Origin of the sequence: Phenylobacterium sp. (genome assembly GCF_041916435.1) — a bacterium.
Lineage (GTDB): Bacteria > Pseudomonadota > Alphaproteobacteria > Caulobacterales > Caulobacteraceae > Phenylobacterium.
Genome location: NZ_JAYRZM010000003.1, coordinates 578073 through 604550, shown reverse-complemented (window position 1 = coordinate 604550; position 26478 = coordinate 578073). Strand labels below are relative to the sequence as shown.

Annotated in this window: 26 protein-coding genes; 11 read left to right on the top strand and 15 right to left on the bottom strand. The window is 71.1% G+C overall.

Going from position 1 to position 26478, the window contains the following annotated elements; all coding sequences use genetic code 11:
- Positions 1-45 precede the first annotated feature (45 nt).
- Positions 46-378: a hypothetical protein gene (locus ACE3TA_RS11375; protein WP_374573643.1), complete on the bottom strand. Its 333-nt coding sequence runs from the start codon at positions 376-378 to the stop codon at positions 46-48.
- 88 nt (positions 379-466) lie between these two features.
- Between ACE3TA_RS11375 and fmt the strand changes: the two genes are divergently transcribed.
- Both fmt and truA read left to right on the top strand, forming a co-directional pair.
- Positions 467-1393 carry a methionyl-tRNA formyltransferase gene (gene fmt, locus ACE3TA_RS11370; protein WP_374573641.1) on the top strand — a complete coding sequence of 309 codons (927 nt, stop codon included), beginning with the start codon at positions 467-469 and terminating at the stop codon, positions 1391-1393.
- Positions 1393-2130, top strand: coding sequence for a tRNA pseudouridine(38-40) synthase TruA (gene truA / locus ACE3TA_RS11365; RefSeq protein WP_374573639.1), 738 nt, complete (start codon positions 1393-1395; stop codon positions 2128-2130). Before fmt ends, truA begins: the two co-directional genes overlap by 1 nt.
- Positions 2131-2320: 190 nt before the next feature.
- On the opposite strand, the gene dapE is transcribed toward truA, so the two are convergent.
- On the bottom strand, positions 2321-3475 hold the full coding sequence (dapE, locus tag ACE3TA_RS11360; protein WP_374573637.1) for a succinyl-diaminopimelate desuccinylase: 1155 nt from the start codon (positions 3473-3475) through the stop codon (positions 2321-2323).
- A gap of 143 nt (positions 3476-3618) precedes the next feature.
- Here dapE and ACE3TA_RS11355 point away from each other — a divergent pair, with 143 nt between their 5' ends.
- Positions 3619-4215, top strand: coding sequence for a hypothetical protein (locus ACE3TA_RS11355; RefSeq protein ID WP_374573635.1), 597 nt, complete (start codon positions 3619-3621; stop codon positions 4213-4215).
- On the opposite strand, the gene ACE3TA_RS11350 is transcribed toward ACE3TA_RS11355, so the two are convergent.
- Positions 4201-4380 (bottom strand): hypothetical protein, encoded by a 180-nt coding sequence (locus tag ACE3TA_RS11350; protein WP_374573633.1) that lies wholly within the window; start codon positions 4378-4380, stop codon positions 4201-4203. The two genes, ACE3TA_RS11355 and ACE3TA_RS11350, sit on opposite strands and share 15 nt — an antisense overlap.
- Positions 4381-4425: 45 nt before the next feature.
- Between ACE3TA_RS11350 and ACE3TA_RS11345 the strand changes: the two genes are divergently transcribed.
- Positions 4426-5052, top strand: coding sequence for a CoA pyrophosphatase (locus ACE3TA_RS11345; protein ID WP_374573631.1), 627 nt, complete (start codon positions 4426-4428; stop codon positions 5050-5052).
- Here ACE3TA_RS11345 and ACE3TA_RS11340 read toward each other — a convergent pair.
- The 6 genes from ACE3TA_RS11340 to phnC all read right to left on the bottom strand — a co-directional run bounded on the left by ACE3TA_RS11340 (position 5049) and on the right by phnC (position 11227).
- Positions 5049-5906, bottom strand: coding sequence for an EamA family transporter (locus ACE3TA_RS11340; RefSeq protein ID WP_374573629.1), 858 nt, complete (start codon positions 5904-5906; stop codon positions 5049-5051). The genes ACE3TA_RS11345 and ACE3TA_RS11340 overlap by 4 nt on opposite strands.
- Positions 5907-6092: 186 nt before the next feature.
- Positions 6093-7562 (bottom strand): amidase, encoded by a 1470-nt coding sequence (locus ACE3TA_RS11335; RefSeq protein WP_374573695.1) that lies wholly within the window; start codon positions 7560-7562, stop codon positions 6093-6095.
- Positions 7563-7845: 283 nt separating this feature from the next.
- Complete coding sequence (locus ACE3TA_RS11330; protein ID WP_374573627.1) at positions 7846-8577, bottom strand: trans-aconitate 2-methyltransferase; 732 nt, start codon at positions 8575-8577, stop codon at positions 7846-7848.
- 6 nt (positions 8578-8583) lie between these two features.
- Positions 8584-9393 (bottom strand): phosphonate ABC transporter, permease protein PhnE, encoded by an 810-nt coding sequence (gene phnE, locus ACE3TA_RS11325; protein WP_374573625.1) that lies wholly within the window; start codon positions 9391-9393, stop codon positions 8584-8586.
- 20 nt (positions 9394-9413) lie between these two features.
- Positions 9414-10436, bottom strand: a complete 1023-nt coding sequence (phnD, locus tag ACE3TA_RS11320; RefSeq protein WP_374573623.1) for a phosphate/phosphite/phosphonate ABC transporter substrate-binding protein — start codon at positions 10434-10436, stop codon at positions 9414-9416.
- Complete coding sequence (gene phnC, locus ACE3TA_RS11315) at positions 10433-11227, bottom strand: phosphonate ABC transporter ATP-binding protein (RefSeq protein ID WP_374573621.1); 795 nt, start codon at positions 11225-11227, stop codon at positions 10433-10435. Before phnC ends, phnD begins: the two co-directional genes overlap by 4 nt.
- A 272-nt stretch (positions 11228-11499) precedes the next feature.
- Here phnC and ACE3TA_RS11310 point away from each other — a divergent pair, with 272 nt between their 5' ends.
- On the top strand, positions 11500-12753 hold the full coding sequence (locus ACE3TA_RS11310) for a type III PLP-dependent enzyme (protein ID WP_374573619.1): 1254 nt from the start codon (positions 11500-11502) through the stop codon (positions 12751-12753).
- A 94-nt stretch (positions 12754-12847) separates the two neighbouring features.
- The gene (locus ACE3TA_RS11305) at positions 12848-13915 is read left to right on the top strand and encodes a deoxyhypusine synthase (RefSeq protein ID WP_374573617.1); all 1068 of its coding nucleotides are present in this window, start codon (positions 12848-12850) and stop codon (positions 13913-13915) included.
- 106 nt (positions 13916-14021) lie between these two features.
- Here the strand turns inward: ACE3TA_RS11305 and pgi are convergent, their stop codons facing one another.
- Entirely contained in the window at positions 14022-15638 is a 1617-nt protein-coding gene (gene pgi, locus ACE3TA_RS11300; protein ID WP_374573615.1) for a glucose-6-phosphate isomerase, read from the bottom strand.
- Between the two features lie 130 nt (positions 15639-15768).
- Here pgi and ACE3TA_RS11295 point away from each other — a divergent pair, with 130 nt between their 5' ends.
- Complete coding sequence (locus ACE3TA_RS11295) at positions 15769-16227, top strand: hypothetical protein (protein WP_374573613.1); 459 nt, start codon at positions 15769-15771, stop codon at positions 16225-16227.
- Here the strand turns inward: ACE3TA_RS11295 and ACE3TA_RS11290 are convergent, their stop codons facing one another.
- Complete coding sequence (locus ACE3TA_RS11290; RefSeq protein WP_374573611.1) at positions 16228-18363, bottom strand: protein-disulfide reductase DsbD family protein; 2136 nt, start codon at positions 18361-18363, stop codon at positions 16228-16230. It lies immediately after the preceding gene.
- Between the two features lie 126 nt (positions 18364-18489).
- On the opposite strand from ACE3TA_RS11290, the gene ACE3TA_RS11285 reads away from it, so the two are divergent.
- The gene (locus tag ACE3TA_RS11285; RefSeq protein WP_374573693.1) at positions 18490-18882 is read left to right on the top strand and encodes an acyl dehydratase; all 393 of its coding nucleotides are present in this window, start codon (positions 18490-18492) and stop codon (positions 18880-18882) included.
- 13 nt (positions 18883-18895) lie between these two features.
- Here the strand turns inward: ACE3TA_RS11285 and ACE3TA_RS11280 are convergent, their stop codons facing one another.
- Positions 18896-19693, bottom strand: coding sequence for a SapC family protein (locus tag ACE3TA_RS11280; RefSeq protein WP_374573609.1), 798 nt, complete (start codon positions 19691-19693; stop codon positions 18896-18898).
- Between the two features lie 188 nt (positions 19694-19881).
- On the opposite strand from ACE3TA_RS11280, the gene ACE3TA_RS11275 reads away from it, so the two are divergent.
- Genes ACE3TA_RS11275 through ACE3TA_RS11265 form a run of 3 tightly spaced genes read left to right on the top strand, consistent with a single transcriptional unit; the run spans position 19882 to position 22262 of the window.
- A complete protein-coding gene (locus tag ACE3TA_RS11275) occupies positions 19882-20757 on the top strand; it encodes a MaoC/PaaZ C-terminal domain-containing protein (protein ID WP_374573608.1) in 876 nt (291 codons plus the stop codon).
- 21 nt (positions 20758-20778) lie between these two features.
- Positions 20779-21540 (top strand): phosphatase PAP2 family protein, encoded by a 762-nt coding sequence (locus ACE3TA_RS11270; protein WP_374573606.1) that lies wholly within the window; start codon positions 20779-20781, stop codon positions 21538-21540.
- Between the two features lie 20 nt (positions 21541-21560).
- Complete coding sequence (locus ACE3TA_RS11265; RefSeq protein WP_374573604.1) at positions 21561-22262, top strand: DUF4336 domain-containing protein; 702 nt, start codon at positions 21561-21563, stop codon at positions 22260-22262.
- A gap of 119 nt (positions 22263-22381) precedes the next feature.
- Here ACE3TA_RS11265 and ACE3TA_RS11260 read toward each other — a convergent pair whose 3' ends face one another.
- The 3 genes from ACE3TA_RS11260 to ileS all read right to left on the bottom strand — a co-directional run bounded on the left by ACE3TA_RS11260 (position 22382) and on the right by ileS (position 26438).
- Positions 22382-22939, bottom strand: coding sequence for a DUF3035 domain-containing protein (locus ACE3TA_RS11260; protein WP_374573602.1), 558 nt, complete (start codon positions 22937-22939; stop codon positions 22382-22384).
- Between the two features lie 80 nt (positions 22940-23019).
- Positions 23020-23508, bottom strand: a complete 489-nt coding sequence (gene lspA, locus ACE3TA_RS11255) for a signal peptidase II (RefSeq protein WP_374573600.1) — start codon at positions 23506-23508, stop codon at positions 23020-23022.
- A 2-nt stretch (positions 23509-23510) separates the two neighbouring features.
- Positions 23511-26438 (bottom strand): isoleucine--tRNA ligase, encoded by a 2928-nt coding sequence (gene ileS / locus ACE3TA_RS11250; RefSeq protein ID WP_374573598.1) that lies wholly within the window; start codon positions 26436-26438, stop codon positions 23511-23513.
- Between the last annotated feature and the right edge of the window lie 40 nt (positions 26439-26478).

Below are 26478 nucleotides of genomic sequence, written 5' to 3'. Positions count from 1 at the left end.
CCGCAGACGCCCCGGCCGCCCGGCTGCTCTCCCAGACGATCCGGCCTACTTCTTCTCGTCGCCGCTCATGGCGTTGGAGACGGCGTCCTTCGCCGCCGTGGCGCCTTCCTTCATCTCGGTCCCGGCCTTGGCCGCGGCGTCCCCGGCCTTGTCGGCGGCGCTGGTCATCGCCTCGCCGGCCTTGTCCGCCGCGTTCGTCATCGCCTCGCCCGCGTTGGAGGCGGCTTCGGACGCGGTGTCGGCGGCGTTGTTCATGGCCGCTCCGGCGTCTTCGGCCATGGCGTTCGCATCCGTCGCGGCCTTCTCCTGGGCCGGCTTCGAGCAAGCCGCCAAGCTCAGGCCAAGCACGGCGGCCGACACGATCAGAATGGTGCGCATGTTGAAAGGCTCCCTTGTTCCCTGGGGTTGGCAACGGCTCAGCTCACGACCGGTTCCCGACGAACCTGTGAACGGATAAACCCCCGCCATGCGCCTCGCCTTCCTGGGAACTCCCGACTTCGCCGTGGCCGCCCTCGCCAAGCTGGTGGAGGCCGGCCACGAGATCGCCTGCGTCTACTCGCAGCCGCCCGCGCCGCGCGGACGCGGCCAGGCGCTGCGCCCCTCGCCGGTGCACGCGTTCGCGCAGGACCACGGCCTCATGGTACGCACGCCGGCCTCGATGCGCGATCCGGCCGAGATCGCCGCCTTCAAGGCCCTGGACCTGGACGCCGCCTGCGTCGTCGCCTTCGGCCAGATCCTGCCGGCCGAGGTGCTCGAGGCGCCGCGGTTCGGCTCGTTCAACCTGCACGGCTCGCTGCTGCCGCGCTGGCGGGGCGCCGCGCCGATCCAGCGGGCGGTGATGGCCGGCGATCCGGTCACCGGCGTGCAGGTGATGCGCATGACCGAGGGCCTGGACGAGGGGCCGGTGCTGGCCACCGAGACCCTGCGGATCGGCCCGCTCGACACCGCCGGCACGGTGCACGACCGCATGGCGGCGGCCGGCGCGGACCTGCTCGTGCGCGCCCTGGCGGCCGTGGAGCGCGGCGAGGCGACCGAGACGCCCCAGGCCGAGGAGGGGACGACCTACGCCAAGAAGATCCGGCCCAAGGAGGCCCGTATCGACTGGACCAAGCCGGCCGCCGAGGTGGACCGCAAGATCCGCGGCCTGTCGCCCTTTCCGGGCGCCTGGTTCGAGGCGCCGGGCGAGAAGGGCCCGGTGCGGGTCAAGGCCCTGCTCAGCCGTTACGAGGACGTGGACGGCGAGCCGGGCGTGCTGCTGGACGACGAGCTGCTGGTGGCCTGCGGCGAGGGCGCCGTGCGGCTGCTGCGCGTGCAGCGAGAAGGCAAGGGCGCCCAGGACGCCGAGGTCTTCCTGCGCGGCTTTCCCCTGGCGCGCGGCGTGAGGCTCGGCTGATGCCGCGCTATCGCCTGACGGTCGAGTACGATGGCGGGCCCTACAAGGGGTTCCAGGCCCAGGGGGAGCTGCCCACCGTGCAGGCCTCCATCGAGCGCGCGGTGAAGGCCTTCTGCGGCCAGGCGCTGCGGCTGCAGGCGGCGGGCCGCACCGACACCGGCGTGCACGCCACCGGCCAGGTGGTGCACGTGGACCTGGAGAAGGACTGGCCCTGCGAGGTGGTGCGCGACGCCCTGAACGCCCACCTCGTGCCCGAGCCGATCAGCATCCTTTCCGCCGACATCCCCGGCGGAGACTGGCACGCCCGCTTCTCGGCCAAGGCGCGGCGCTACCTCTACCGCATCCTCAACCGCAAGAGCCCGCCGGCGCTGGACCAGGGCCGGGTGTGGCACGTCAAGAAGCCGCTGGACGCGGACGCGATGCACGCCGCCGCCCAGGTTCTCGTCGGCCATCACGACTTCACCACCTTCCGCGACCTGCAATGCCAGGCCAAGTCGCCGATGAAGACGCTGGACCTGGCCGCCGTGCGCCGCGAGGGCGACTATGTGCTGCTTGAGTTCGCCTCGCGCTCGTTCCTGCACCGCCAGGTCCGCTCCATGGCCGGCAGCCTGGCCGAAGTGGGCGTCGGCCGCTGGAGCGCCGAGGACCTGAAGGCGGCCCTGGAGGCGCGCGACCGCAGGGCCTGCGGCCCCGTCGCGCCCGCCGACGGGCTGTTCTTCACCGGCGTCAGCTACTGAGCACGGCCCGCGATGCGCCCCCTCTGGGGGAGCTGGCGCGGAGCGCCTGAGGGGGACTTTGACTCCTCCAGGCAAGCGGCGGCGATGAGCGAGGGGTTGCAGTCCCCCTCAGTCCCTTCGGGACAGCTCCCCCAGAGGGGGAGCATCTTGGGCGTCGCGCTGGCCTCGGCCGGTGACGAGAGGCGCGGTCCTACGCAGTCGCGAACGTGGCGAAGTAGCGCTCGATCAGGCGCGCGTAGACGGCCTGGAGCTGGCGGATCTCGGCCAGGGGCGCGCGCTCGTCGACCGAGTGCATGGTCTTGCCCACCAGGCCCAGCTCCACCACCGGGCACATGGCGCGGATGAAGCGGGCGTCGGAGGTGCCGCCGCTGGTGGAGAGCTCCGGCTCGCGGCCGGCCACGTCGCGCACCGCGGCGCTGACCAGCTCGGTGAAGGGGCCCTGCCGGGTGAGGAACGCCTCGCCGCTGATCGCCGGGGTCACGACCACCTTGCCGGGGAAGCCCTGGGCGACCGCCTCGGCCTCGCCCTCGATCCAGGCGGCGAGCTCGGCGCCGGTGTGGGCCGGGTTGAAGCGGATGTTCAGCCGCGCCGAGGCGGCGGCGGGGATCAGGTTGGTCGTGGGATTGCCCACGTCGATGGTGGTGACCTCCAGGTTGGAGGGCTGGAAGTCGGTGTAGCCCTCGTCCAGCACCCGGCCCTGCAGCCGGTGCAGGAGCTCGATCAGCACCGGCACGGGATTGGCCGCCCGGTGCGGATAGGCCACGTGGCCCTGCACCCCCTCGACGCGGATCTGCACGTTGATCGAGCCGCGCCGGCCGATCTTGACCATGTCGCCGAAGGCCTCGGCGCTGGTGGGCTCGCCGACGATGCAGTGGTCGATGACCTCGCCCTCGGCCATCAGCGCCTCGACGACCATCTTGGTGCCGTGGGTGGCCACGCCCTCCTCGTCGCCGGTGATCAGGAACGAGAGCGATCCCTTCACCGCCCCGGTGTTCACCGCATCGGCCGCGGCGGCGGCGAAGGCGGCCACGGCGCTCTTCATGTCCACGGCCCCGCGGCCGATCAGGACGCCGTCCACGATCTCGGCGGCGAAGGCGTCGCGGCTCCAGGCGGCCGCGTCGCCCACCGGCACCACGTCGGTGTGGCCGGCGAAGCAGAGGTTGGGCCGCGCGGTCCCGTAGCGGGCGTAGAGGTTCTCGATCTCGCCGAACCTCATGCGCCGGCAGGAAAAGCCCAGGCTCCGGAGGGTCGCCTCCAGGACGTCCATGGCGCCGGCGTCGGCGGGTGTCACCGAGGGGCGGCGGATGAGGTCCTGGGTCAGGACGATGGGATCGAGCGCGGACATGGTCTGCTGGTAGCGCCCCGGCCCTTTTCCGGCAATGGGCCGGCCGCCGCGGCCCCCCGGCGCTTGGTCCCAGATTGAGCCGTCACTTCGTCGACAAGCCGAGGCCGCGCGCCGATCACTGGAGGGCGTTCGGGAGAATCCTCATGGTCGCCTCGCTGCTCAATCCGCATGTCTCCAAGCCGCCCGCCGGCCGCATCGCCTTCGCCCTGCGACGCCCGGGCGGCCGCATCTGCGCCCAGCCGGGGCCGCGGTTGTTCTTCGCCGTCCGCTCGGTCGGCGTGACGCCGCACGCCCACGTGCTGGAGTACGCCTTCGTCGACGATGACGGCGCCCTGGTGGCCAGGACGCTCGCCCGCTCGCCGAGTCCGGTGACCCTGGCGCTGGGCGCGGCGCCCGGCGAGGCGCCCGCCGAGGCCCTGGACCCGGAGGGCCTGGACGCCTTCGCCTGGCCGATCTGCCGGGGCGCGCGGCTGGTGGCCTATCACCGGGTGCTGCAGGCGGGCCTGCTGCCGCCCTCGGCCCTGTCGGCGGCCAGCCAGGTGGACTGCGCCTGGCGCCGGTTCGAGCGGGTGGCGCCGGCGCGGGGCGTGCGCCTGCAGCGCCGCGACCCGCCCGACCTCGCCGACGCCCTCGGTCTCGTCGGCCTGCCGGCGCCGGACCCGAAGGACGCGGTCGCCCGCGCGCGGGCCGTGCGCCTGCTCTGGCGGTGGATGGAGGAGCGGCCTTCAGCCCCGGCCTGACGCCGGCGCCAAGCGCGACAGCCGGCGCCGCAGGGGCTCCTCCCACAGCTTCAGGGCCAGGACGCTGAAGGCCAGGCGCGCGGCCGTGCATACCGGAATGCTCGCCCAGGCGGGCGTGCGGTGGGCGCGCAGCCCGTCCAGCGTCGGATATCGCGTCCTGGTCATGCCTCCCCGGTTCCCCCGCCGCCCGGCTTGGGCTAGCTGCTGGTCATGACCTACCCGTTCACCTCCGTCCTGCGCCGGACGCTGGCGCAGCGTTGCGCCGAGTTTCCGCGGATCGCCCACGACGGCGAGGACCTGAAGCGCGCGGCGGTGGCCATCACCCTGACGGCGGCCGACGACGGATCGGGCCAGGCCGCGTTCCTGCTCACCCGGCGGGCCTCGCGCCTGCGCGCCCACGCCGGCCAATGGGCGCTGCCCGGCGGCCGCTGCGACCCGGGCGAGAGCATGGAGGAGGCCGCGCTGCGCGAGCTGCATGAGGAACTGGGGCTCGCCCTGCCGGCCTCGGCGGTGCTGGGCGTGCTGGACGACTATCCCACCCGCTCGGGCTACGCCATCGCCCCGGTGGTCGCCTGGCTGGACGATCCGGCGGCGCTGAAGCCCAACCCGGCGGAGGTGGCCGCCGCCTATCGCTTCCGGCTGGACGAGATCGCGCCGGACGCGGCGGTGGAGTTCGAAACCATCCCGGAAAGCCCGCGCCCGCTGATCCGCCTGAACATCGGCGAGCACCACATCCACGCCCCGACGGCGGCGGTGATCTATCAGTTCCGCGAACTGGCCGCCGGCCGCGTCACCCGCGTGGCCGAGCTGGAGCAGCCGGTGTTCGCCTGGCGCTAGCCGAGCGCGAGGACGACCACGCCGGCCAGGATCAGGCCCGCCCCGGCGAAGCGGCCGGGCGAGGCGCGCTCCTTCAGCATCAACCGGCCGAACAGCACGCCCACCATCATCGACAGCTCCCGCGCCGGGGCGATCAGGCTGAGCGGCGCGAGCGTCATGGCGTAGAGGCTGAGGATGTAGGGGATCGGCGCGATCACCCCGACGCCCAGAGCCGCGCGTCCGGAGACCTTGAACTCGGCGGCGAGCTCGCGGCGGCGGCGCAGGGCGAGCGGGGTCAGGGCGGTCAGCCGCACCAGGTTGCCGAAGTAGTCGACCAGCAGCGGCGGCACGGCGAGCGCCTTCACCGCATGGCCGTCGTTGAGCGTGTAGGCGGCGATGAACAGGCCCGTGAGCCCGCCCCACATGACGCCCGGCCAGAAGGGCTTGCCGGGGGTGCGGCCGCTGAAGCCCACCAGGAAGACCCCGCCCACCACCAGGGCCGCGCCGACGGCGATCGGCGGGGTGAACGGCTCGCCGAGCAGCAGGACCGCGCCCGCCACCGAGAGCGAAGGCCCCGCTCCCCGCGCGACCGGATAGACCACCGACAGGTCCGCGCGCCGGTAGCCGCCCTGCAGCGCCAGCGAATAGCCCAGGTGCAGGAAGCCGCTCAGGACCACCGCGCCGACGGCGGCGAGGGTCCAGGCCACCGGCGTCGTCGAAACCGCCCAGACGACCAGCGGCGTGTAGAGGGCGCAGGAGACGGCCGAATAGGTCCAGACGAACAGGGGCCCGCTCGCCCCGCGCTTGGCCAGGATGTTCCAAAGGGCGTGCAGGACCGATCCGCAGACGACGAGTCCCAGGGCGAGCAGAGTCAAGGCGGCCTCCATCGAGGACAGTTTGTCCTTCGACGTCTCCGCCTCTGGGCTTTTATCCCTCGGGTGCTGGCCGCATCCGCCGCCGTCTGCGCCGCTCGGACCAGCAGCGCTCGCGCGCTCGGAACCCTAGACGCCAATCAGTCGTGTACGGAACTTGTCCGCGCCCGCCGGCGGGGTCAAGGCGGCTCAGGCGTCCAGCAGCGGCGAGCGGCGTTTCAGGCGCGGCTGGGCGGCGGCCTCATAGGCGAGCGCCAGTTGCAGGCAGTCGGCTTCGTGATGCACGGGCGCGATGATCTGGATCCCCATGGGCGCTCCCGTGGGGCTGAAGCCCGCCGGCGCGGCGAGGGAGGGGCAGCCGGCCATGGTGATCAGGCACACGCTCTCCATCCACTCGTGGTAGGTGCGCATCGTCCGCCCGGCGACCTCGCGCGGCCAGGTCTCCTCCACCGGGAACGGGAAGACCTGGGCGGTGGGCATGATCAGGTAGTCGTAGCGGTCGAACATGTGGCGGACCGCCTCGCTCCAGGCGGTGCGGACCGCGGAATAGTCGCTGATCTCCAGCGCCGACAGTTGCAGGCCGCCCTCGATCTCGTAGACGGCCTCGGGCTTGATCAGCGCCCGCTTGGCGGGATCGCGATAGAAGTCGATCAGGCCGCTGGCGGTCTGCCAGTTGCGCAGCTTCACGAACGCCTGCCAGACCTTCTCCACCGGATAGTCCGGCGCGGCTTCCTCGACGGGGCAACCCAGGTCGCCGAACGTCTTCAGCGCGTCGCGGCACACGTCGAGGACGCCGGGATCGTAGGGCAGGGCGCCGTTCAGGTCGCCAAGCCAGGCGATGCGCCGGCCCTTCACGGCCTCCGGCCGCAGCACGGCGAACGGCTCGCCGGCGCCGGGCATCGACAGGGGCGCGCCGGGGTCGTAGCCCGCCTGCACCGACAGGAGCAGCGCCAGGTCGGCCACGTTGCGGGCCATCGGCCCCTTCACGGCCATGGACGGCAGCCAGACATCGCGCCCGGGCAGCGGCACGCGGCCGATGCTGGTGCGAAAGCCGTAGACGTTGTTCCAGCCGGCGGGGTTGCGCAGGCTGCCGCCGTAGTCGCTGCCGTCGGCGAGGGGCGTCATGCCCAGCGCCAGGGACACCGCCGCGCCGCCGCTGGAGCCGCCGGCCGACACGCGCGGGTCGAAGGCGTTGCCGGTGGCGCCGTAGACCGGGTTGTAGGTGTGCGAGCCGAGGCCGAACTCGGGCGTGTTGGTCTTGCCGACGATGACGACGCCGGCCTTGCGCAGCCGCGCGACGTCGAGGGAGTCGCTGGGCGCGATGTAGCCCTTGAAGATCGGCGAGCCGTTGGATTGCGGCAGGCCCTTCACGGGCGTCAGGTCCTTGACCGCGTGGGGCAGGCCGTGAAGCGTCCCGACGGGACGTCCGGCCGCCAGGTCCGCGTCTCGCTCGGCGGCCTGCTTCAGCAGGCCGCCGCGGTCCTGCAGGGCGACGATGGCGTTGACCTTGCCGTTGACGGCCTCGATCCGGTCGAGGTGGGCGGCCATCACCTCCGCGCAGGACACCTGCCGGGCGCGGATCGCCCGGACGAGATCGACGGCCCGCCAGGAGACCAGGTCGCTGGGCGCGGCCGAGGCGTCGACGGCCGACGCGGCCAGCTCCCCGCCGGCCAGGGCGGCCAGGGCCAGGACCGCGCGCCGGCTGAGCGCGGGCGCATTGTCGTGATCGCTCGCGGGGAGGCTCGTCGGCGTTTCGATCTCGGCCTCCTGCCATCGTCCGGGCGGGAACCATCGAAGCCTTGGGAAGACTGCACGCGCCGGCGGCCGTCAGACTGCGGCGAAGCCGGCGTTCACGCCTGCGGAAAGGCCGCGGGGTCCGCACATCCGTCGGCGGCGCCGGTTTGTTCGGCGCCTGGCCGGGGCGTCGGGGCCGGGCGACGCCTCATGCGCGGGCGATGGTGATGATCTCCGGGCTGGCGGAGGTGACCGGCGAGCCGTCCCAGTCGCCATGCCGGGCCTCGACGGAAAAGCCTGCCGCCGCCAGGGCCGCGTCGAGTTCGCTAAGGCCGAGGAAGCGCAGGGTGCTGCGGCTGATGCGCGGCGCGTCCCAGGCCGGGCTTGAGAAGGTATGGGTGAAGGAGACGCACCGTCCGTCGAACGGCCGGGTCACCTTGCGCGACATGGTCACCGGCGAGCCTTCCGGGCCGCTTACGGCCGGCCGTTCCTCCTGGTCCCAGGTCTCCCAGGCGCGGGCCTCGGGATTGCGGGTCTCGAAGGCGAAGCGGCCGCCGGGCCTCAGCGCCGCGCGCGCCGCCGCCAGCGCCCGGGCGATCTCGTCGTCGGTGACGAACACCTGGAAGGCGTGGCCGGTCATGACCACGAGGTCGAACTCGCGGGCGAACGCGGCGGTGGAGAGATCGCCCAGGACCCATTCGATGTCGCCGCGCCGTCGCGCCTGGGCCAGCATGCCGGGGGCCGGGTCGAGGCCGCACAGGCGTCCGGCGTGTCCGGCCTCGCGCGCCTCGTGCAGCATGGCGCCCGTGCCGCAGCCCACGTCCAGCACCGAGGCGGCGGTCATCACCATCGGCCGGTAGAAGGCGAAGTCGTCGCGGCCGGGGTTCATCCGGTCGTAAAGGGCGGCCAGCTCGGCGTCGGCGAAGAGCAGGTCGGCCATGGCCGCTCAGATCAGCCGGCTGCGGATCGTCTGGCTGAGCATGTCGATGCAGGTCACCGCCACGACGATGACGATGCCGATGGCCGAGACCCGCGCGTAGGCGAAGCTGTTCAGGCTGTCGAACAGGATCTGGCCGATGCCGCCGGCGCCGATCAGGCCGAGTATGGTGGCCGCGCGGCTGTTGGATTCGAAGCGGTAGAGCGCATAGGAGGTCCACAGCGGGGCGACCTGCGGGATCACGCCCCAGACGATCTCCTGCAGCGGCGCGGCGCCCGTGGCGCGCACGCCCTCCACCGGGCCCTTGTCGATGGCCTCGACCGCCTCGGAAAAGAGCTTGCCCAGCACCCCGCCGGTGTTCAGCGCCAGGGCCATCACCCCGGCGAACGGTCCAAGGCCCACGGCGACCACGAACATGGTGCCGATCACCAGGTCCGGCACCGCGCGCAACAGGTCCATCAGCCGGCGCACCGGCTGGCGGATGAACGGCGGAGAGAGGTTGCGCGAGCCGGCCAGCCCGAGGGGAATGGCGATGATGACGGCCAGGAACGTGCCCCACAGCGCGATCTGGATCGTCAGCCACATCTGGGCGACCAGCAGCTTCCAGTCCGAGAAGTCCGGGCGCAGGAACTCCGCGCCGAACTGGCGCATGTTGTCGGAGTTGGAGAACACCAGCGGCAGCTTGACCATCTCGGCCGGGCCGAAGCTGACCGCGAGCACGGCGGCGATGCCGCCCCACAGGGCGATGTCGAAGGCGATCTCGCCCAGGCTGCGCTTGGGCGGCTTCAAGGTGTCGGCGGGAACTTGCGGTTCGGTCACGATCGCTCGGCGGCTGGGCTTTACGGGGCCGTCGCGGGCGCCTGGCCGGCCTTGGCGGCCAGGGCCTCACGCTGGGCGCGGATGGCGTTCAGGGCCGCCTCGGTCTCGGCGATCTTGGCCTTGTCGCCGCTGTTCTTGGCCTCGATGTAGTTGTCCGTGGCTTCCATCTCGCGCACGGGCAACAGGTGGTTGTCGTCGCTGGGGCGGAAGCCGCCGATGGAGAGCTTGGCCAGCAGGTCGCGCTGGCGCTGGGCCTCGGCGCCCTCGCCTTCGGCGTAGGTGAGGAAGAACTGGCGCAGCTTCTCCTTCATCGCCGGGTCCAGGTCCTTGCGCCAGATGATCGGATCCTCGGGCAGGAGCGGCGATTCCCAGATCACGCGGACCTTGTCGGTCACCGACGGATCGCGCTCGCGCTGCAGGCGGATGGCGGTGGAGTTGTTGGTGGCCACGTCCAGCACGCCGTTGGACACGGCGAACAGGTTGGCCTGGTGGTTGCCGTTGCGCACGGTCTTGAAGCAGTTCTCCGGCCGGATGTCGTGCGGGGCGAACAGATAGGTCATCGGCGCCAGGGTGCCCGAGGTGGACTTGGCGTCGCCCATGCCCATGGTCAGGGTCTTGTCGCACTTGAGCACGTCGTCGAGCGTGGTCTTGCTCTTGGCCGGCACGATCAGGATCGAGCGGTAGCCGTCCTCGCCGGAAGGATCGAAGGTGCGGGCGAACACCTCGCCGCCGGCCCGGCGCACGGCCTCCAGCCCCGACAGGTTGGAGAACCAGCCCGCGTCGGTCTGCTTGAAGCGCATGGCCTCGATCAGGGCGGTGTAGTTTGAGCCGTAGAACGGCTTCACCGGCACGCCGATCGACTTCTGCATGTCGTCCAGGATCGGCCGCCAGAAGCTCTCCAGGCTGGTGGAGTTCTCGGTGGCCAGGATCGAGAAGTTGAGCACCTTCGGCGGCGCGCTGGGATTGGTCGCCGGCTTCTGCGAGCAGGCGGCCAGCGTCAGGGCGGCCGCGCCGCTCGAAAGGAGCTGTCTGCGTGCGATCATGAGGGAGCTCCTTCCCAGAACACGTCCTCGAATTCCGGACCGTAGATGTCGATGAGGCGCTTGCGGGTCAGTCCGCCGGGCGGGCCGTCGTAGACGATCTGTCCGGCCTTCAGCGCCACTACGCGCCGGCAGTAGCGCAGGGCGTAGTCCACCTGGTGCAGGGTGACGATCACGGTCAGGCCGTCGGCGCTGTTCAGGTCCGACAGGATCTCCATCACCTTGCGGGCGGAGACCGGGTCCAGCGAGGCCACCGGCTCGTCGGCGAGGATGATCTTGGCCTTCTGCACCAGGGCGCGGGCGATGGCGGCGCGCTGCTGCTGGCCGCCGGACAGGGTGTTGGCGCGCTGCGGGGCGTATTCGGCCACGCCCACCCGGGCCAGGGCGGCCATGGCCGCGGTCTTGGTCTCGGCCGGCCACAGGCCGATGAGGCCGCGCCAGAAGTTGATCCGTCCCAGCGAGCCCAGGGCGACGTTGGAGAACAGCGACAGCCGGCCGACCAGGTTGAACTGCTGGAAGACGAAGCCGATGCGGATGCGCGCGTCGCGCACCTTGTCGCTGACCTTGCCCTTGGCCTGCACGGCCGCGCCGAACGCCTCGATGCGCCCCGTGTCGGCGTCGATCGGCGCAAGGCCGGTGATCGAGCGCAGCAGGGTCGACTTGCCCGAGCCCGACGGGCCGATCAGGGCGATCATCTCGCCCCTGTGGACGTCCAGCGACACGCGATCCAGCGCCCGGCGCTGGCCGAAGGTTTTGGACACGTCCTTGATCGACAGGACTGCGGCGTCGCTCATCGATGTACTGGCTTCTCCGGCGGTTTCCGGCTCGCGGCGGAAACCCTCTGATCGCCGACCGTTGCAACGGCTTCATGACACGAGCGAGATGGAAGGGTCCAGCCTGGATGGCCTGGAGCCGATTGCGCGCCCGCGAGTTGATGGTCTGTAAGTCTTGGGCCTTTACATTGGAGGCATAGGCTCTTATGTCGCTCGGCTCCGGCGGACCCGATGTCCTGAAAAGCGCTGCTAACGCCGGTCTAGGTTCAACAATCCGTTGGGGGTTGCGTGAGGTGCATAGCTACCATACGCCCCTGGACCTGGTCCGCGAGCGGTCGCCCGAACGTCCTGTCGCCTTTGCGCGACCGGCGGCGGTGGCCGTAGCGGCGCGCTGGTTCCAGGATCATTTCAAAGGCGACGTTTTCTACGCCGTGAAGGCCAACCCTTCGCCGTGGGTGATCGAAACCCTGGCGGCGAACGGCGTCGCAAGCTTTGACGTGGCCTCGATCGCCGAGATCGAGCTGGTGGCGCAGCATGCGCCGGGCTCGCGCATGGCGTTCATGCATCCGGTGAAGAGCCGGCGGGCGATTTCGGCCGCCTACTTCGACCACGGGGTGCGGACCTTCTCCTTCGACACCCACGAGGAACTGGCCAAGATCCTCGACGCCACGGGCCAGGCCAAGGACCTGAACCTGATCGTGCGCCTGGGCGTCCAGGCCGAGGGCGCGGCCTATTCGCTCTCCGGCAAGTTCGGCGTGGACGTGCACCAGGCGCCGAGCCTGCTGCTGGCCGCCCGCCGGGCCACCCAGGAGCTGATGGGCGTGTCCTTCCACGTGGGCAGCCAGTGCATGCGGCCCACCTCCTATCAGGCGGCCATGCAGCAGGCCTCCCGCGCGCTGGTCCGCGCCGGCGTCTTCGCCGACGTGGTCGACGTGGGCGGCGGCTTCCCGTCGATCTATCCGGGCATGACCCCGCCGGCGCTGGCCGACTACATGGACTCCATCGAGCGCGGCTTCGCCGAGATGATGGTCCACGAGACCACCGAGCTGTGGTGCGAGCCGGGCCGGGCCCTGGTGGCCGAGGGCTCCTCGATCCTGACCAAGGTGGAGCTGAAGAAGGGCGACGCGCTCTATCTGAACGACGGCTCCTACGGCAGCCTGTTCGACGCGGCGCACACCAAGTGGCCCTTCCCGGTGAAGCTGATGCGCGCCGAGGACGGCGAAGCCCACGAGGTGGAGGGTCCGCTGCGGCCGTTCCGCTTCTACGGCCCCACCTGCGATTCCATCGACCACATGCCGGGCCCGTTCTGGCTGCCCGCCGACGTGCGCGAGGGCGACTACATCGAGATCGGCATGATGGGCGCCTACGGCGTGGCCATGAACACCCGCTTCAACGGCTTCGGCGACGCCGAGACCGTGGTGGTGGACGATGCGCCGATGGCCTCGATGTTCGGGCTGGCGGCCCGCTCCATCAAGACGCCGCGGACCGAGACGCCGAATGTCGTGAAGCTGTCGCGCGCCCGCGGCAAGAAGCGCCGCAAGAAGTAGGACGCGCCCCATGCAGTTCAGGCGCGGCCGGTCGCTCCGTCCCGGTCGCGCCTAATCCTATCGGACGGGCGCTCAAACCAAGGGAAACCTTAGAATGAACGCTGACGTTCAGAAGTCGAACCGCAAGGCCGAGCTGCTTTCGCGCACCGTCGAACACGTGGCGATCGACCAGTACGACGCCCGGCCCGTCATCGACGCCATGCGCGCGATGAGCTTCACCAGCCGCGACACCGCCCGCGCCGCCGACATCTTCTCGATGGCGCTGGAGGACGAGGGCTGCTCGACCTGGCTGACCCTGGCCGGCTCGACCAGCGCCGGCGGGTGCATGCACATCTACCGCGACATGGTGAAGTACGGGCTGATCGACGCCATCGTCTCCACCGGCGCCTCGATCATCGACATGGATTTCTTCGAGGCCCTGGGCTTCAAGCACTACCAGTCCGAGGCGCAGAACCCCGTCGACGACCGCGACCTGCGGGCCATGTACATCGACCGCATCTACGACACCTACATCGACGAGGAAGAGCTGCAGGCCTGCGACGAGACGATCTTCGATCTCGCCAATTCCCTGGAGCCGCGCCCCTATTCCAGCCGCGAGTTCATCTGGGAGATGGGCAAGTGGCTGGCCGAGGGCGGCGCCAAGAAGCCCGACAGCCTGATCGAGACCGCCTACCGTGAGGGCGTGCCGATCTTCTGCCCGGCGTTCACCGACTCCTCGGCCGGCTTCGGCCTGGTCAAGCACCAGGTTGAGCGGATGAAGGCGGGCAAGCCCTACCTGACGATCGACTCCATCGCCGACTTCCGCGAGCTGACCGACATCAAGATCGCGGCCGGCACCACGGGCCTGTTCATGGTCGGCGGCGGCGTGCCGAAGAACTTCGCCCAGGACACGGTGGTCTGCGCCGAGATCCTCGGCCACGAGGTCGACATGCACAAATACGCCGTGCAGATCACCGTGGCCGACGTGCGCGACGGCGCCTGCTCGTCGTCCACGCTCAAGGAGGCCTGCTCCTGGGGCAAGGTGGACGTGACCTGGGAGCAGATGGTGTTCGCCGAGGCCACCACCGTCGTCCCGCTGATCGCCTCCGACGCCTGGCACCGCGGCTCGTGGAAGACCCGCGAACGCCGCCGCTGGGCCAAGCTGTTCCAGAAGGCGGCCTGAGGCCCGAAAGCAGCCTGAGGAACGCCGGCGGCGCAGGCCGTCCGCAACCATCGCTGACCCCCGGACGGCGCAGGCCGGCCGGGGGTTTTGCGTTCTGGAGGCGCGCCTAGGCCTTCAGCCGCTCGATCAGGGCGGCGGTGGAGGGGTCGTGCAGGCGCGCTTCGCCGCCCTGCAGGTCGGCGAGGATGCGGCCGGCCAGGGTCTTGCCGAGCTCGACGCCCCACTGGTCGAAGCTGTTGATCCCCCAGATGACGCCCTCGACGAAGGTCTTGTGCTCATAGAGGGCGATCAGCGCGCCGAGGGTCTGGGGCGTCAGGGCGTCCATCAGGATGAAGCTGGAGGGGCGGTTCCCCGGGAAGGTGCGCTGCGGGGCGAGTTCGGCGATCTCGCCAGCGGCCAGGCCCTTGGCGGTCAGCTCCTCGCGCACCTCGGCTTCCGGCCGGCCGATCATCAGCGCCTCGGCCTGGGCGACGGCGTTGGCCAGCAGCTTGGCCTGGGCGGCCGGATCGCCCTCGGACGCATGGCGCACGGCGATGATGTCCACCGGGATGATGTCCGTGCCCTGGTGCAGGAGCTGGAAGAAGGCGTGCTGGCCGTTGGTGCCGGCGTCGCCGAACACGCTGGCGGCGGTGGGGCGCGCCACCGGCGCGCCGCGGGCGTCCACCCGCTTGCCGTTGGACTCCATCTCCAGCTGCTGCAGGAAGGCGGCGAACAGGCGCAGGCGCTGGGCGTAGGGCACGACCGCGCGGATCGGCCGGCCAAGGCCGTTGCGGTTGAAGACGTGCGCCAGGGCGAGCAGCACCGGCGCGTTGGCGTCCAGCGGCGCGGAGACGAAGTGGGCGTCCATGGCGAAGGCGCCGTCCAGCATGGCGGCGAAGACGTCGGGTCCGAGCGCGATGGCGCAGGACAGGCCGACGGCCGACCAGAGGGAATAACGGCCCCCCACCCAGTCCCAGAAGGCGAAGACCTGGTCCTCCCGCACGCCGAACGCGGCCGCCACGTCCGGCGCGGCGGAAACGGCGACGAGGTGGCTGTCGGCGCCCGCGCCCAGGGCTGCTCGCAGCCAGTCGCGGGCGGCGGTGGCGTTGGTGATGGTTTCAAGCGTGGTGAAGGTCTTGGAGACGACGACGACCAGGGTCTCAGCGGGATCCAGGCCCTCCAGGGCGAGGGCGAGCTCGGCCGGATCGACGTTGGCGGCGAAGCGCAGGTCCAGGGCGGGCTTCAAGGGGCGCAGGGCCTCCCACACCAGGCGCGGGCCGAGGTCGGAGCCGCCGATGCCGATGTGGACGACGGCCTTGAACGGCTTGCCCGTCGCGCCCTTGCGCGCGCCGGAGCGGACGGCGTCGGCGAAGGCGCGAATCTGGGCGCGGGTGGCCTCCACCTCCGCCGAGACCGGCGCGCCGAGGGCGGTGAAGCTGGAGCCGGCCGGGGCGCGCAGCGCCGGGTGCAGCACCGCCCGGTGCTCGGAGGCGTTCACCGCCTCGCCGGCCCACAGGCGCGCGCGGGCGGCCTCGACGCCGGCGGCGCGGGCGAGGTCCACGGCCAGGGCGCGGTCGCCCGCGCTCCAGGGCTGCTTGGACAGGTCGATGTAGAGGCCGGCGGCCTGCAGCGACATGGCGCCGGCGCGGCCGGGCTCGGTTTCGAACAGGCCGGCGATCGAGCGGCCCTCGGCGGAACGGGCGGCGGCTTCGAGGCTGCGCCAGGCGGCGTCGAGGTCGGACATGCGATTATCGGTTCCCGTTTGGGGCGAAGCGGATCATCTAGGTCCCATGCCGGGTAGCAGATGCGCGGCGACGCGTCTCGTCCCCGGCCCGATGTCGCTTCGAAACGTGAAGGTCCGAAGGAGAGACGCCATGTCCCTTGACGCCGTCGCTTCCGCCGCCGTCGTCTGGCTCGCCGCCATGGGAACGGGCGACGCGATGAAGCCCGAGCACGCCGCGCCGCCGCCGTCCGTCGCGCTGGAGCCGCTGTTCGCCGACATCGTCAAGCGGGCCGGCGCCCTGAAGGCCGAGGTGGACGCCCTGCAGCAGAACGGCCAGGCGCTGCCGGCCGATTTCGCCAAGAAGATCGCCGAGCTCTCCGAGCTGGACATGAAGGGCCACGTGACCCTGGCTCAGCGGGGCACCGACGGCGACCTGAAGTGCATCCTGAAGGGCATTTCCGAGGACCTGCCGGTCAAGCTGGAGGCCATGCAGGCGGCCGAGGGCGATCGGGCCAAGTCCGACGCCGTGACCGACATGTCCTACCTGTTGCGCGACAACGTCGAGGTGATCACCACCCCGCCCAAGGCCGACTCCCTGTCGGGAACCTGATCAGCCCTTCTTGGCCGCCGCCTTGTCGAGGGCGCGGGCCACCAGGCCCGGCGTGAGGAGCTGGGGCAGCACCTTGGGCTCGCCGCCGCCGGCGGCGTAGAGGAGGTAGAGCGGCACGCCGGCGCGGCCGTGCTGGGCGAGCTCGGCGGCGATGTCGGCGTCCTTCCGCGTCCAATCGGCCTTCAGATAGACCGCGCCGGTGCGCTTGAACGCCTCGGCCACGCCCTCGGTGGACAGGGCCACCTTCTCGTTCACCTGGCAGGTGACGCACCAGGCGGCGGTGTAGTCGACGAACACCGGCTTGCCCTCGGCGCGCAGCTCGGCCAGCCGCTGGGGCGTGTAGGGCTCGTAGGGCACCTCGGCCGAGGCCGGCGAGGCGCCCGGCTCGGCGGCGGAGGCGGCGTCATAGGCTGGCCAGACGACCGAGCCGAGGCCCAGGGCGGCGAAGACCAGGGCGGCGACGCCGGCGGGCAGGGCGCGGGCGCCGGACGCCTGGCGGCGCTGGGCGATCCCGGCCAGCCACGCGGCGAAGGCGACCACCACCGAGGCGGCGAGGATGCGGGCCAGGCCCGCGGGATCGGTCTGCTGGGAGAGCACCCAGACCAGCCAGGCGGCCGCGCCGTACATCGGGAAGGCCAGCAGCTTCCTGAAGCCGTCCATCCAGGGGCCCGGGCGCGGCATGCGGCTGATCAGGGCCGGGATGAAGGCGAGCGCGGTGAACGGCGCGCCGAAGCCGAGGCCGAGGGCGGCGAAGACGGTGAGGGCCGCGAGCGGGGTCTGGGTGAAGGCCCAGCCGAGCGCCGGGGCCATGAAGGGGGCGGTGCAGGGGGCGGCGACGACCACGGCCAGCGCCCCGGTGAAGAAGGCGCCGATCAGGCCGCGGCGGGAGGCCAGGCCCGCGCCCAGGCTCTGGGCCGAGGTTCCCACCTCGAACACGCCGGAGAGGTCCAGCGCCACGACGAGCATCAAGAGCGCCAGGACCGCGACCACCGGCGGCGACTGGAGCTGGAAGCCCCAGCCCACGGCCGCGCCGGCGGCCTTCAGGGCGATCAGCCCTCCCGCGAGGGCGAGGAAGGTGGCCAGGCACCCGGCCAGGAACACCAGGCCCTGGCGGCGCGCCGCGGAGTGTTCGTCGCCGTGGCCGGCGAGGGAGGCGGCCTTCATCGCCAGCACCGGGAAGACGCAGGGCATCAGGTTCAGGATCAGCCCGCCCAGGAAGGCGAAGAGGGCGGCGAGCGGCAGGCCGAGGCTGGCGGCCTTGGGCGCGGGCGCCGGCGGCGGGCCCAGGCCGGCCGCCCCGGCGGGTGCGGGGCCGGGCTGGGCCTCGATCTCATAGGCCTTGCCGCCGGCTTCCAGCACGCCGGCCAGGGTCGGCGGCGCCTGGTCGTGCTCGAAGGCGTAGCCGGGGACGATGGTCAGCGTCAGGCCCTGCGGCCCGCGCTCGATCGCCTGGGGCTTGGCGTGGTCGATGACCGTGCCGGAGTAGGGGTAGAAATAGGCGTCGGCCGCGTCGATCCCGGAGAGCGGCGCGCCGGTCGCCGCGAGCTTCAGGGCGCCATCCTGGACGGCGAAGGCGGCGGTGATGGCGGCCGGCCTGGGCGCGGCGGCCAGCGCCGCGTCGACGGGCGCGCCCCACTTGGGATCCTTCGGCGGCGGGCCGGCGGTCACGGGCAGGGCGAGGGTCAGGGTGGCGTCTTCCGGCACGCAGATGTCGGCGCAGACCAGGAAGGCCACGTCGGCCTTCAGGTCGATCGTCTGGCCGGGCTTGGCGCCGGCCGGCGCGGTGATCGCCACCGGCAGCAGCACCTCGCCGGTGTAGCCGTAGTTCATCAGAGGGCCGGTGGGCTGGCGGTGCGGCGGGGCCCAGACGATGTCGCCGGCGCTCGCGCCCGCCGGCAGGGTCCAGGCGATCTGAGTGGCTTCGCCGGAATCGCCGGAATTGCGCCAGTAGGTGTGCCAGCCCTTGTCGATCTTCTGGCGCAGGGCGACGTAGACCGTGCCGCCGGGGGCGACGCCCTGGGTCTGCGGGACGAGCTCGGCCGACAGGTGGCCGGTGTTCACCGGCGCGGCGTGGCCGGGTGCGGCGGTCAGGACCGTCAGGAGCGCGAGCACGAGGCCCGGGAGGAAACGCGGCATACCGATGATCCGACCTAAGCTGTCCTTGAGGCTATATGGCGCGCGGGGCCGTTCGCGCAAACCGCTCGACTTCGCGGACCGCGCCGCCATCATCGACGAATCACGTTCACGGACAGGGAGATGCGCGTGCCCGCGGCCTTCGACGATATTGAGATCGGCCAGGTGGTGTCCCTCGGGACCGCGGTCGTGGACGCCAAGGCGCTGGACGCCTTCATCGCCGCCTTCGCCCCCGGCTGGACGGCGGAGCGCGGCGCGCCGGACGCGATGGTCTATGCGATCTGGACCCGGCTGGACGCCTCGGCCGTGGTCGGCTGGCCGCAGACCAAGCGGCTGGGGGTGGACGCCCTGCGCTGGGTGCGCAACCCGCCGGTCGGCGAACTGCTGCGCGGGCGCATGACCGTGATGGGCAAGGACCCGGTGGGCGAGGGCAAGGGCATCGTCATCGCCCAGCACGACCTGCTGGACGAGGCGGGCCGGCTGGTCTTCTCCTGCCTGACCCGCAGCGTCTTCGCCCGGTGACGTCGCCCCGCCTCTAGGCGTTGGCCGCCTGCGGCTGGCGCGAGGCGTGGAACATGGCCAGCGCCACCATGCGGTCCCAGCCGGCCAGCGAGGTCAGGTGGGCGTAGATCTGCTGCAGGGCGCCGTTGTCGCGCAGCTCGGCGAGCTGCTCGGGCTTGAGCGCGTTGAGCTTTTCCTCGGACACGCCGAAGTACTCGGCGATCTTCTGGGGCTCGCCCGCCGAGCCGTCGGGATTGGTGGGCGTGAAGCTGGCGGTCTTCAGCTCGAACAGGTCGAGCGCGCGCAGGAGCTGGACGAAGCTCATGGTGCGCTGGCGCTCGGCTTCGTAGTTGTTGCAGAACTCGATGCAGTTCTTCGTGTACTCGGTGAGCTCGCCCTTCGCGTCGAAGAAGCCCATGTCGCCGCCTTCGACGATGAACTCGGCGGCGCGGTCGATGCACAGGATCATCTGGCCGGACGCTTCGTCGTTGGCGAAGACGAAGGGATAGCGGCGGATGTAGGCGGGAATGTAGACGCCGGCCTCGAACAGGCCGCCGGGCGTGACGAACATGTTCTCGCCCGCGTTCAGGCCCATCACGGCCAGCGGGGTCTTCTCGTCGCCCACGAAGATGATCGGGCCGGTCAGGGCCGCGACCTGGAATTCACCGACGGTGAGCGGCACGGCGTGGCCGGTGCGGGCGAAGCCGAAAGGGCCGTCCATGCGCTTGACGCCCAGCTTGCCATGGAGCTGCTGGTTCAGGGGCTCGGGCTGGGAATAGAACAGCACGTTGCCGGTGATCGCACTTTCGACGGGCGGGGTGTCGGTCGCCATGGAAAACCTTCGAAATCGTTGGCCGCCGCAGCGGCGTTGAGCCCCCGCGCGACAGGGTTCGCGCTTCTACCCGATCCCGCCGGGCGCGGCAAATCAAGGTCCGCCCGCCTTGCCTCGGCCCGATCGAACGGCTTCAATTCCGCCATTGAGAAGCGGCCGGAAAGCCGCTCCCTGGAGGAAGCCATTTCATGCCTATCTATTATCCCGACATTCTCGATCAGAAGACCGAGCCGCGAACCTTTTCCTACGGCGACAAGGACGTGATGCTCTACGCCCTGGGCATCGGCATGGGCGCCGACCCGATGAACGAGACCGAGCTGGCGTTCGTCTACGAAAAGGGGCTGAAGGTCGTGCCCAGCGCCGCCACCGTGCTCGCCGCCGGCGCGCCGCGTTCGGCCGCTACCTCGGACAAGCCCGGCCACCGCCAGAGCCAGATCAACTTCCTGATGGTGGTGCATGGCGAGCAGAAGGTGGAGCTGCACAAGCCCCTGCCGACGTCGGCGACCTTCACCACCCAGAGCCGCACCATCGGCGCCTACGACAAGGGCGAGGGCAAGGGCGCGGTGATCATCAACGAGACCGTGTGGACCGACGCGTCCGGCGAGAAGGTGGCCACGCTCACCGGCTCCACGTTCGCGCGGGGCGACGGCGGCTTCGGCGGGCCTTCGGACGGCGCGCCCGAGCCGCATCCCACGCCCAGCCGCAAGCCCGACCTGTCGGTGGATTTCACCACCCGGCCGGACCAGGCGCTGCTCTATCGGCTGAACGGCGACCGCAACCCGCTGCACTCCGATCCGGACGTGGCCCGCCGCGCCGGCTTCCAGCGGCCGATCCTGCACGGGCTGTGCACCTACGGGATCACCTGCCGGGCGGTGCTGCAGGCGATCACCGACTTCGATCCCGAGCAGATCCTGTCGCATCAGGCGCGTTTTTCGGCGCCGGTGATCCCGGGCGACACCATCACCGTCGACCTGTGGCGCGACGGCAAGGACATCTCCTTCGAAGCGCGTGTAAAGGAACGCGGAGCGACCGTGATCAAGAACGGTCTGACCGTGCTGCGCTGAGGAGGCCTTTCAATTCGTATAGTGAGCATTTTCGCCGGGGCGGCCTTGTGCGCCCTGGCGGCTTGCGCCGGCGTCGAGACGAACGGCGCGGCGCAGGCGACGGCGCAGGACTGGAACGCCAAGCCGCAAGGCTATCTGTCCGCGGACGCCCTGCACGGGGCCGATATCCTGCCGCCGCCGCCGGCGCCCGATTCGCCGCGGGGCCTGGCCGACCGGGCGGCCTATGACGAGACGCGGGCGTTGAAGGACACGCCCCGCTGGGCCACCGCCATTCAGGACTCTGACCTTTGGAAGGGCGGCGCGGTCCATCGCTATTCCTGCGCCGTCGGCGTGGAGCTGGGCGAGAAGACGACGCCGGCCGTCATGCGCATCTTCCGCAAGATCGAGTTCGACGGCCGCACGGTCGGCACGCCGCCCAAGGATCATTACGACCGCCCACGGCCGCTGATCGGCAACGACAAGCCCCTGTGCGTGCCGCGCGCCGACTGGATGAAGACCAACGCCTCCTATCCCTCCGGCCACTCGCTGGTGGAATGGTCCTGGGCGCTGGTGCTGGCCGAACTGGTCCCGGCCAAGGCCGACGCGGCGCTGAAGCTGGGCCAGGACATGGGCTGGAGCCGGGTGGTCTGCGGCGTGCACTATCCCAGCGACGTGGAGGCCGGGCGCACCCTGGGCGCGGGCATGGTGGCGCGGCTGCACGCCGATCCGGCCTTCGCGAAGGACATGGCCGAGGCCAGGGCCGAACTGGCCAGGCCGCAGCCCGCGCCGACGGGCTGCAGCTAGACACCGGGGAGGACCCAACGATGACCGCGCCGCCGCTTCAGACCTTCGGACCCGAGATCTGGACGGCGGACGGTCCGCAGACCGAGGTGGTCGGCTTTCGCTACCCGACCCGCATGGCGGTGATCCGGCTCGGCGACGGGGGGCTGTTCGTCTGGTCGCCGGTGGCGCTGTCGGATGGACTGAAGGCGCAGGTGGACGCCCTGGGCGAGGTGCGCCACGTCATAGCGCCGAACGCGCTGCATCACCTGTTCCTCGAAGACTGGCGGCGGGCCTATCCGGCGGCTAGGCTCCATGCCGCGCTTGGCCTTGCGGCCAAGCGGGGGGACCTGGCCTTCGACGGCGAGCTGACGGATGCGCCGCCGGCGGCCTGGGCGGCGGACCTGGACCAGACGCCGGTGCGCGGCTGCGCGATCACGACCGAGGTCGTCTTCTTCCATCGGGCGAGCCGGACGGTCCTGTTCACAGACCTGATCCAGCAGTTTCCGCCAGGCTGGTTTTCCGGCTGGCGCGCCCTCGTCGCGCGGCTGGACCTGATGACGCAGCCGGAGCCGGCCGTGCCGAGGAAGTTCCGCGTGAGCTTCACCGACCGGCGTGCGGCGCGGGCCGACCTGGACCGCATCCTCTCCTGGCCGGCCGAGCAGGTGCTGATGGCCCATGGCGCGCCTGTCCTGGCGGATGGCCGGGCCTTCATCGAGCGCGCCTTTCGCTGGCTGAAGGGCTGAGCCTCACCAGAACGACCAGGCGCACGTCGATCACAGGGAGCCGCGCCGCCCGCACCCCGGGGATGCAGGCGGTCAGGGCGTCTTGTCGAAAGAAAGGAGCCCGCGGCGGGGCGCCGCGCCTAGAGGCCCGGCAGCTTGATCTTCGCCGACTTCTCGCGGTGGATGATCACCGGCTCGCCGCCGGTGAGCTCCTTGAGCTTGGCTTCCTCGGCGCCGGCGTCGACGGGCGCCACGGTGTTGTCGGCGGCCGCCGAGGCGTTCGGGGCGGCGCTGTCGTCGCCGCGCCAGAACATCACCTTGTCGGCGAAGCTCTTGTCCTTGTGGGCCACGTCGCCGAACTCGTCGTCGACCACGTAGCGGATCAAGGGATCGGCCTTTTCGGCGCCGGCCTTGGCCACCAGGAGCTGTTCGCCCTCGGAGCGGGTCTGCGCTTCGCGCTGGCCGAGCAGGGCCACGCGGGCGGCGCTTTCCGGCTGCAGTTCCTGCGGGCGCGGCTCGCCGGGCGCCGGCGGGCGCAGGGCGTAGTCCGGCGGCACCACCAGGGGCGCCTTGGTCACCACGCGGAATTCGTCAGGCGTCACCTTGGTCATGCCCAGCGCCTGGCGGGTGGACTGGCAGCCGCCGAGACCGGCCGCCGCGATCAGGGCGGTTGCGACGATCAGACGGTTCAAACTCATGAACTTCAGGCTCCGTAGGCCGCCCCCGGCCGCATATGAAGGTTCCAGATACCCTAAACGCCATGGTGACGCCAAGGCGATTAGCTCGTGGGCTTGCGCTCGGACATCAGGCTGTCGACCAGAAGCAGCGCCACGCCGACGCTGATGGCGCTGTCGGCCACGTTGAACACCCAGGGAAACATCAGCCGCGAGAAGTCCAGGAAGTCGACCACCGCGCCGAAACGGATGCGGTCGATGGCGTTGCCGACCGCCCCGCCGATGATCAGGCCGAGGGCCAGGCTCATCAGGCCCCGCTCGGTCCGGCGCGCCCACCAGGCGAGGGCGGCGGCCACCACCAGGGAGAACAGGCTGAGCAGCCAGCGGCCCAGATCCTGGTCGGCGCGGAACAGGCCGAAGCTGACGCCCTTGTTCCAGACCATGGTCAGGGAGAACGGCCCGATCACCGGCGTGGTCAGCCGCGCCGGCAGGTTGAAGCCGTAGAGGATCCAGAACTTGACCGCCTGATCCAGGGCGATGACCCCGACCGCGATCGCGTAGGCCGTCCAGCCCAGCCGGCTGATGCGCCGCATGCTCAGGCGCCCCGGCCGTGGGCGGCGTCCCAGGCCGCCACCGCCTCGGCGTCGCGGGGCGACAGGTCCGGATAGCGCGGGTCCGAGCCGACCTCGGGCAGCACTTTCCAGGACCGGGCGCACTTGCCGCCCTCGGCGCGGGAGACGGCCACGGCGAAGCCCGGCTGGTCGGCCAGGCGGAAGGCGCCCTCGGGGGCGCCCGCGCCCACGTGCAGGGCGGCCTGGCTGGTGATCACCACGTCCTCGAGCGGCATGTCCGCGCCGAACGGCCAGGCGAAGGCCTCGGCCTCGGCGTAGACGTCGACCCTGGCGTCCAGGCCCGAGCCGATGATCTTTTCGCGGCGGGCCACCTCCAGGGCGCCCATCACCACGCTGCGCAGGGCCAGCGCCGCGCCCCAGCGGCCGACCACCTCCTCGTCGCGCCATTCGGCCGGCGTTTCCGGCAGGGTGCGCAGGGCGTTGGAGCCGGCCTCGGGGAAGCGGGTGGTCCAGGCCTCTTCGGTGGTGAAGGGGATCAGCGGGCCGAGCCAGGCGGTGATCCGCTCGAACGCCAGGTCCATCACCGTGCGCATGGCCCGGCGGCGCAGGCTGTCGGGCTTGTCGCAGTAGAGGGCGTCGCGGCGGATGTCGAACAGCAGCGTCGACAGGTCGTTCTGGCAGAAGTCGAGGATCGGCCGCACCACCTCGTGGAACAGATAGCCCTGGTAGGCGGCGCGCACCTCGCGGTCGAGCTCCCACAGCCGGTGCAGGACGTAGCGTTCCAGCGGCGGCAGGTCGGCGTGGGCCACGCGCTCGGCCTCGGTGAAGCCGGCCAGGCCGCCCAGCATGTAGCGCAGGGTGTTGCGCAGCTTGCGATAGGCGTCGGAGGTGGTGGCCAGGATCGTCTTGCCGATGCGCTGGTCGTCGGCGTAGTCGACCATCGCCACCCACAGGCGCAGGATCTCGGCGCCGGAGTCCTTGATCACCTTCTCCGGGTCCAGGGTGTTGCCCTTGGACTTGGACATCTTCTCGCCGTTCTCGTCGACGGTGAAGCCGTGGGTGAGGATGGCGTCATACGGCGCGCGGCCGCGGGTTCCCGAGCTTTCCAGCAGCGAGGACTGGAACCAGCCGCGGTGCTGGTCGGAGCCTTCCAGGTAGAGGTCGGCGGGCCAGCGGGTGTGCTCGCGCTTCTCCAGGGTGAAGGCGTGGGTGGAGCCGGAATCGAACCAGACGTCGAGGATGTCCTCGACCTTCTCGAAGCGCTCCGGATCGTGCTCGCCCAGGAAGTCGGAGACCGGCCGGGTGAACCAGGCGTCAGCGCCCTCCTTGGCGATCAGCTCGATGATGCGGGCGTTGACGCGCTCGTCGTGCAGCGGCTGGTTCGTCTCCTTGTCGACGAACATGGCCAGCGGCGCGCCCCAGGCCCGCTGGCGGCTGATCAGCCAGTCGGGCCGGCTTTCCACCATGGTGCGGATGCGGTTCTTGCCGGCGGGCGGATAGAAGGCGGTGGCCTCGATCGCCTCCAGGGCGGTCTCGCGCAGGGTGCGTCCGGCGTGCACCGGATCGTCCAGCCGCTGGTCCATGCGGATGAACCACTGCGGCGTGTTGCGGAAGATCACCGGCGCCTTGGAGCGCCAGGAGTGCGGATAGGAGTGCTCCAGCCGGCCGCGGGCCAGCAGATGGCCGGCCTCGATCAGCTTTGCGATGACCGCGTCGTTGGCCGGGCCGAACTTGCCGGCCTTCTTGCCCTCGGTCTCCAGCACCTTCAGCCCGGCGAACAGGGCCACGTGCGGGTAGTAGGCCCCGTCCGGGTCGACCGTCTCGGGGATTTCCCGATGACCATGGGCGAGCCAGACCATGTAGTCGTCGGCGCCGTGGCCGGGGGCGGTGTGGACGAAGCCGGTGCCGGCCTCGTCGGTCACGTGGTCGCCCGCCAGCATCGGCACCTGGAAGCCGTAGTGGCCGTCGAGGGCGGCGAGCGGGTGCTCCAGCACCACGCCCAGGGGATCGAAGCGCTCGACCTTGCGCCACCTGGCGATCTTGGCGGCCTTGAAGACGTCCTCGGCCAGCTTCTCGGCGAGGATCAGCTTGTCGCCCGGCTTGGCCCAGGGCTCGAAGGCCAGGCCCTCTTCCAGCGCCTCGACCTGGTAGACGGCGTAGGCGATGGCCTCGTTGTAGGAGACCGCGCGGTTGGCCGGGATGGTCCAGGGGGTGGTGGTCCAGATCACTACGCTGGCCCCGCGGGCCGCGTCCGAGCCCTCGACCACCGGGAACTTCACCCAGACCGTGGGGCTGACGTGGTCGTGGTACTCGACCTCGGCGTCGGCCAGGGCGGTGCGCTCGACCGGGCTCCACATCACCGGCTTGGACCCGCGATAGAGCTGGCCGGAGACCACGAACTTGTGGAACTCGGCGACGATGGCCGCCTCGCTCGAATAGTCCATGGTGGCGTAGCGGTTGTCCCAGTCGCCCAGCACGCCGAGGCGCTTGAAGCCCTCGCGCTGCACGTCGATCCAGTGGGCGGCGTACTTGCGGCAGCGTTCGCGGAACTCGGCCTTGGACACGTCGGCCTTCTGGCGGCCCTGGGCGCGGAGCTCCTCCTCGATCTTCCACTCGATCGGCAGGCCGTGGCAGTCCCAGCCGGGCACGTAGTCGACGTCGTAGCCCATCAGAAAGCGCGAGCGGACGACGAAGTCCTTCAGCGTCTTCTGCAGCACGTGGCCCACGTGGATCGCCCCGTTGGCGTAGGGCGGGCCGTCATGCAGCACGTAGAGCGGCGCGCCGGCGGCCTGGCGAGCCTTGCGGATGGCGCCGTAGAGGCCGGCGCTTTCCCAGCGCTCGAGAATCTGCGGCTCCTTCTGCGGCAGGCCGGCGCGCATGGGGAACGGCGTGTCGGGAAGGAAGACGGTTTCGCGATAGTCGCGACCAGGCGGTTGGGCGTCGTCGGCCATGGATCAATCCAAGAGGATTCGGAAAGGAAGAGCGGCAGGA

Bases quoted from the DNA above. Each gene is read 5' to 3' on its own strand.
- ACE3TA_RS11305 (WP_374573617.1), top strand. From the start codon at position 12,848: ATGAACGCTGACGTTCAGAAGTCGAACCGCAAGGCCGAGCTGCTTTCG.
- truA (WP_374573639.1), top strand. From the start codon at position 1,393: ATGCCGCGCTATCGCCTGACGGTCGAGTACGATGGCGGGCCCTACAAG.
- ACE3TA_RS11355 (WP_374573635.1), top strand. From the start codon at position 3,619: ATGGTCGCCTCGCTGCTCAATCCGCATGTCTCCAAGCCGCCCGCCGGC.
- pgi (WP_374573615.1), bottom strand. From the start codon at position 15,638: ATGTCCGACCTCGACGCCGCCTGGCGCAGCCTCGAAGCCGCCGCCCGT.
- ACE3TA_RS11375 (WP_374573643.1), bottom strand. From the start codon at position 378: ATGCGCACCATTCTGATCGTGTCGGCCGCCGTGCTTGGCCTGAGCTTG.
- lspA (WP_374573600.1), bottom strand. From the start codon at position 23,508: ATGCGGCGCATCAGCCGGCTGGGCTGGACGGCCTACGCGATCGCGGTC.
- dapE (WP_374573637.1), bottom strand. From the start codon at position 3,475: ATGTCCGCGCTCGATCCCATCGTCCTGACCCAGGACCTCATCCGCCGC.
- ACE3TA_RS11280 (WP_374573609.1), bottom strand. From the start codon at position 19,693: ATGGCGACCGACACCCCGCCCGTCGAAAGTGCGATCACCGGCAACGTG.
- ACE3TA_RS11290 (WP_374573611.1), bottom strand. From the start codon at position 18,363: ATGCCGCGTTTCCTCCCGGGCCTCGTGCTCGCGCTCCTGACGGTCCTG.
- ACE3TA_RS11260 (WP_374573602.1), bottom strand. From the start codon at position 22,939: ATGAGTTTGAACCGTCTGATCGTCGCAACCGCCCTGATCGCGGCGGCC.
- phnD (WP_374573623.1), bottom strand. From the start codon at position 10,436: ATGATCGCACGCAGACAGCTCCTTTCGAGCGGCGCGGCCGCCCTGACG.
- ileS (WP_374573598.1), bottom strand. From the start codon at position 26,438: ATGGCCGACGACGCCCAACCGCCTGGTCGCGACTATCGCGAAACCGTC.
- ACE3TA_RS11345 (WP_374573631.1), top strand. From the start codon at position 4,426: ATGACCTACCCGTTCACCTCCGTCCTGCGCCGGACGCTGGCGCAGCGT.
- ACE3TA_RS11265 (WP_374573604.1), top strand. From the start codon at position 21,561: ATGACCGCGCCGCCGCTTCAGACCTTCGGACCCGAGATCTGGACGGCG.
- fmt (WP_374573641.1), top strand. From the start codon at position 467: ATGCGCCTCGCCTTCCTGGGAACTCCCGACTTCGCCGTGGCCGCCCTC.
- ACE3TA_RS11350 (WP_374573633.1), bottom strand. From the start codon at position 4,380: ATGACCAGGACGCGATATCCGACGCTGGACGGGCTGCGCGCCCACCGC.
- ACE3TA_RS11275 (WP_374573608.1), top strand. From the start codon at position 19,882: ATGCCTATCTATTATCCCGACATTCTCGATCAGAAGACCGAGCCGCGA.
- ACE3TA_RS11295 (WP_374573613.1), top strand. From the start codon at position 15,769: ATGTCCCTTGACGCCGTCGCTTCCGCCGCCGTCGTCTGGCTCGCCGCC.
- ACE3TA_RS11330 (WP_374573627.1), bottom strand. From the start codon at position 8,577: ATGGCCGACCTGCTCTTCGCCGACGCCGAGCTGGCCGCCCTTTACGAC.
- phnC (WP_374573621.1), bottom strand. From the start codon at position 11,227: ATGAGCGACGCCGCAGTCCTGTCGATCAAGGACGTGTCCAAAACCTTC.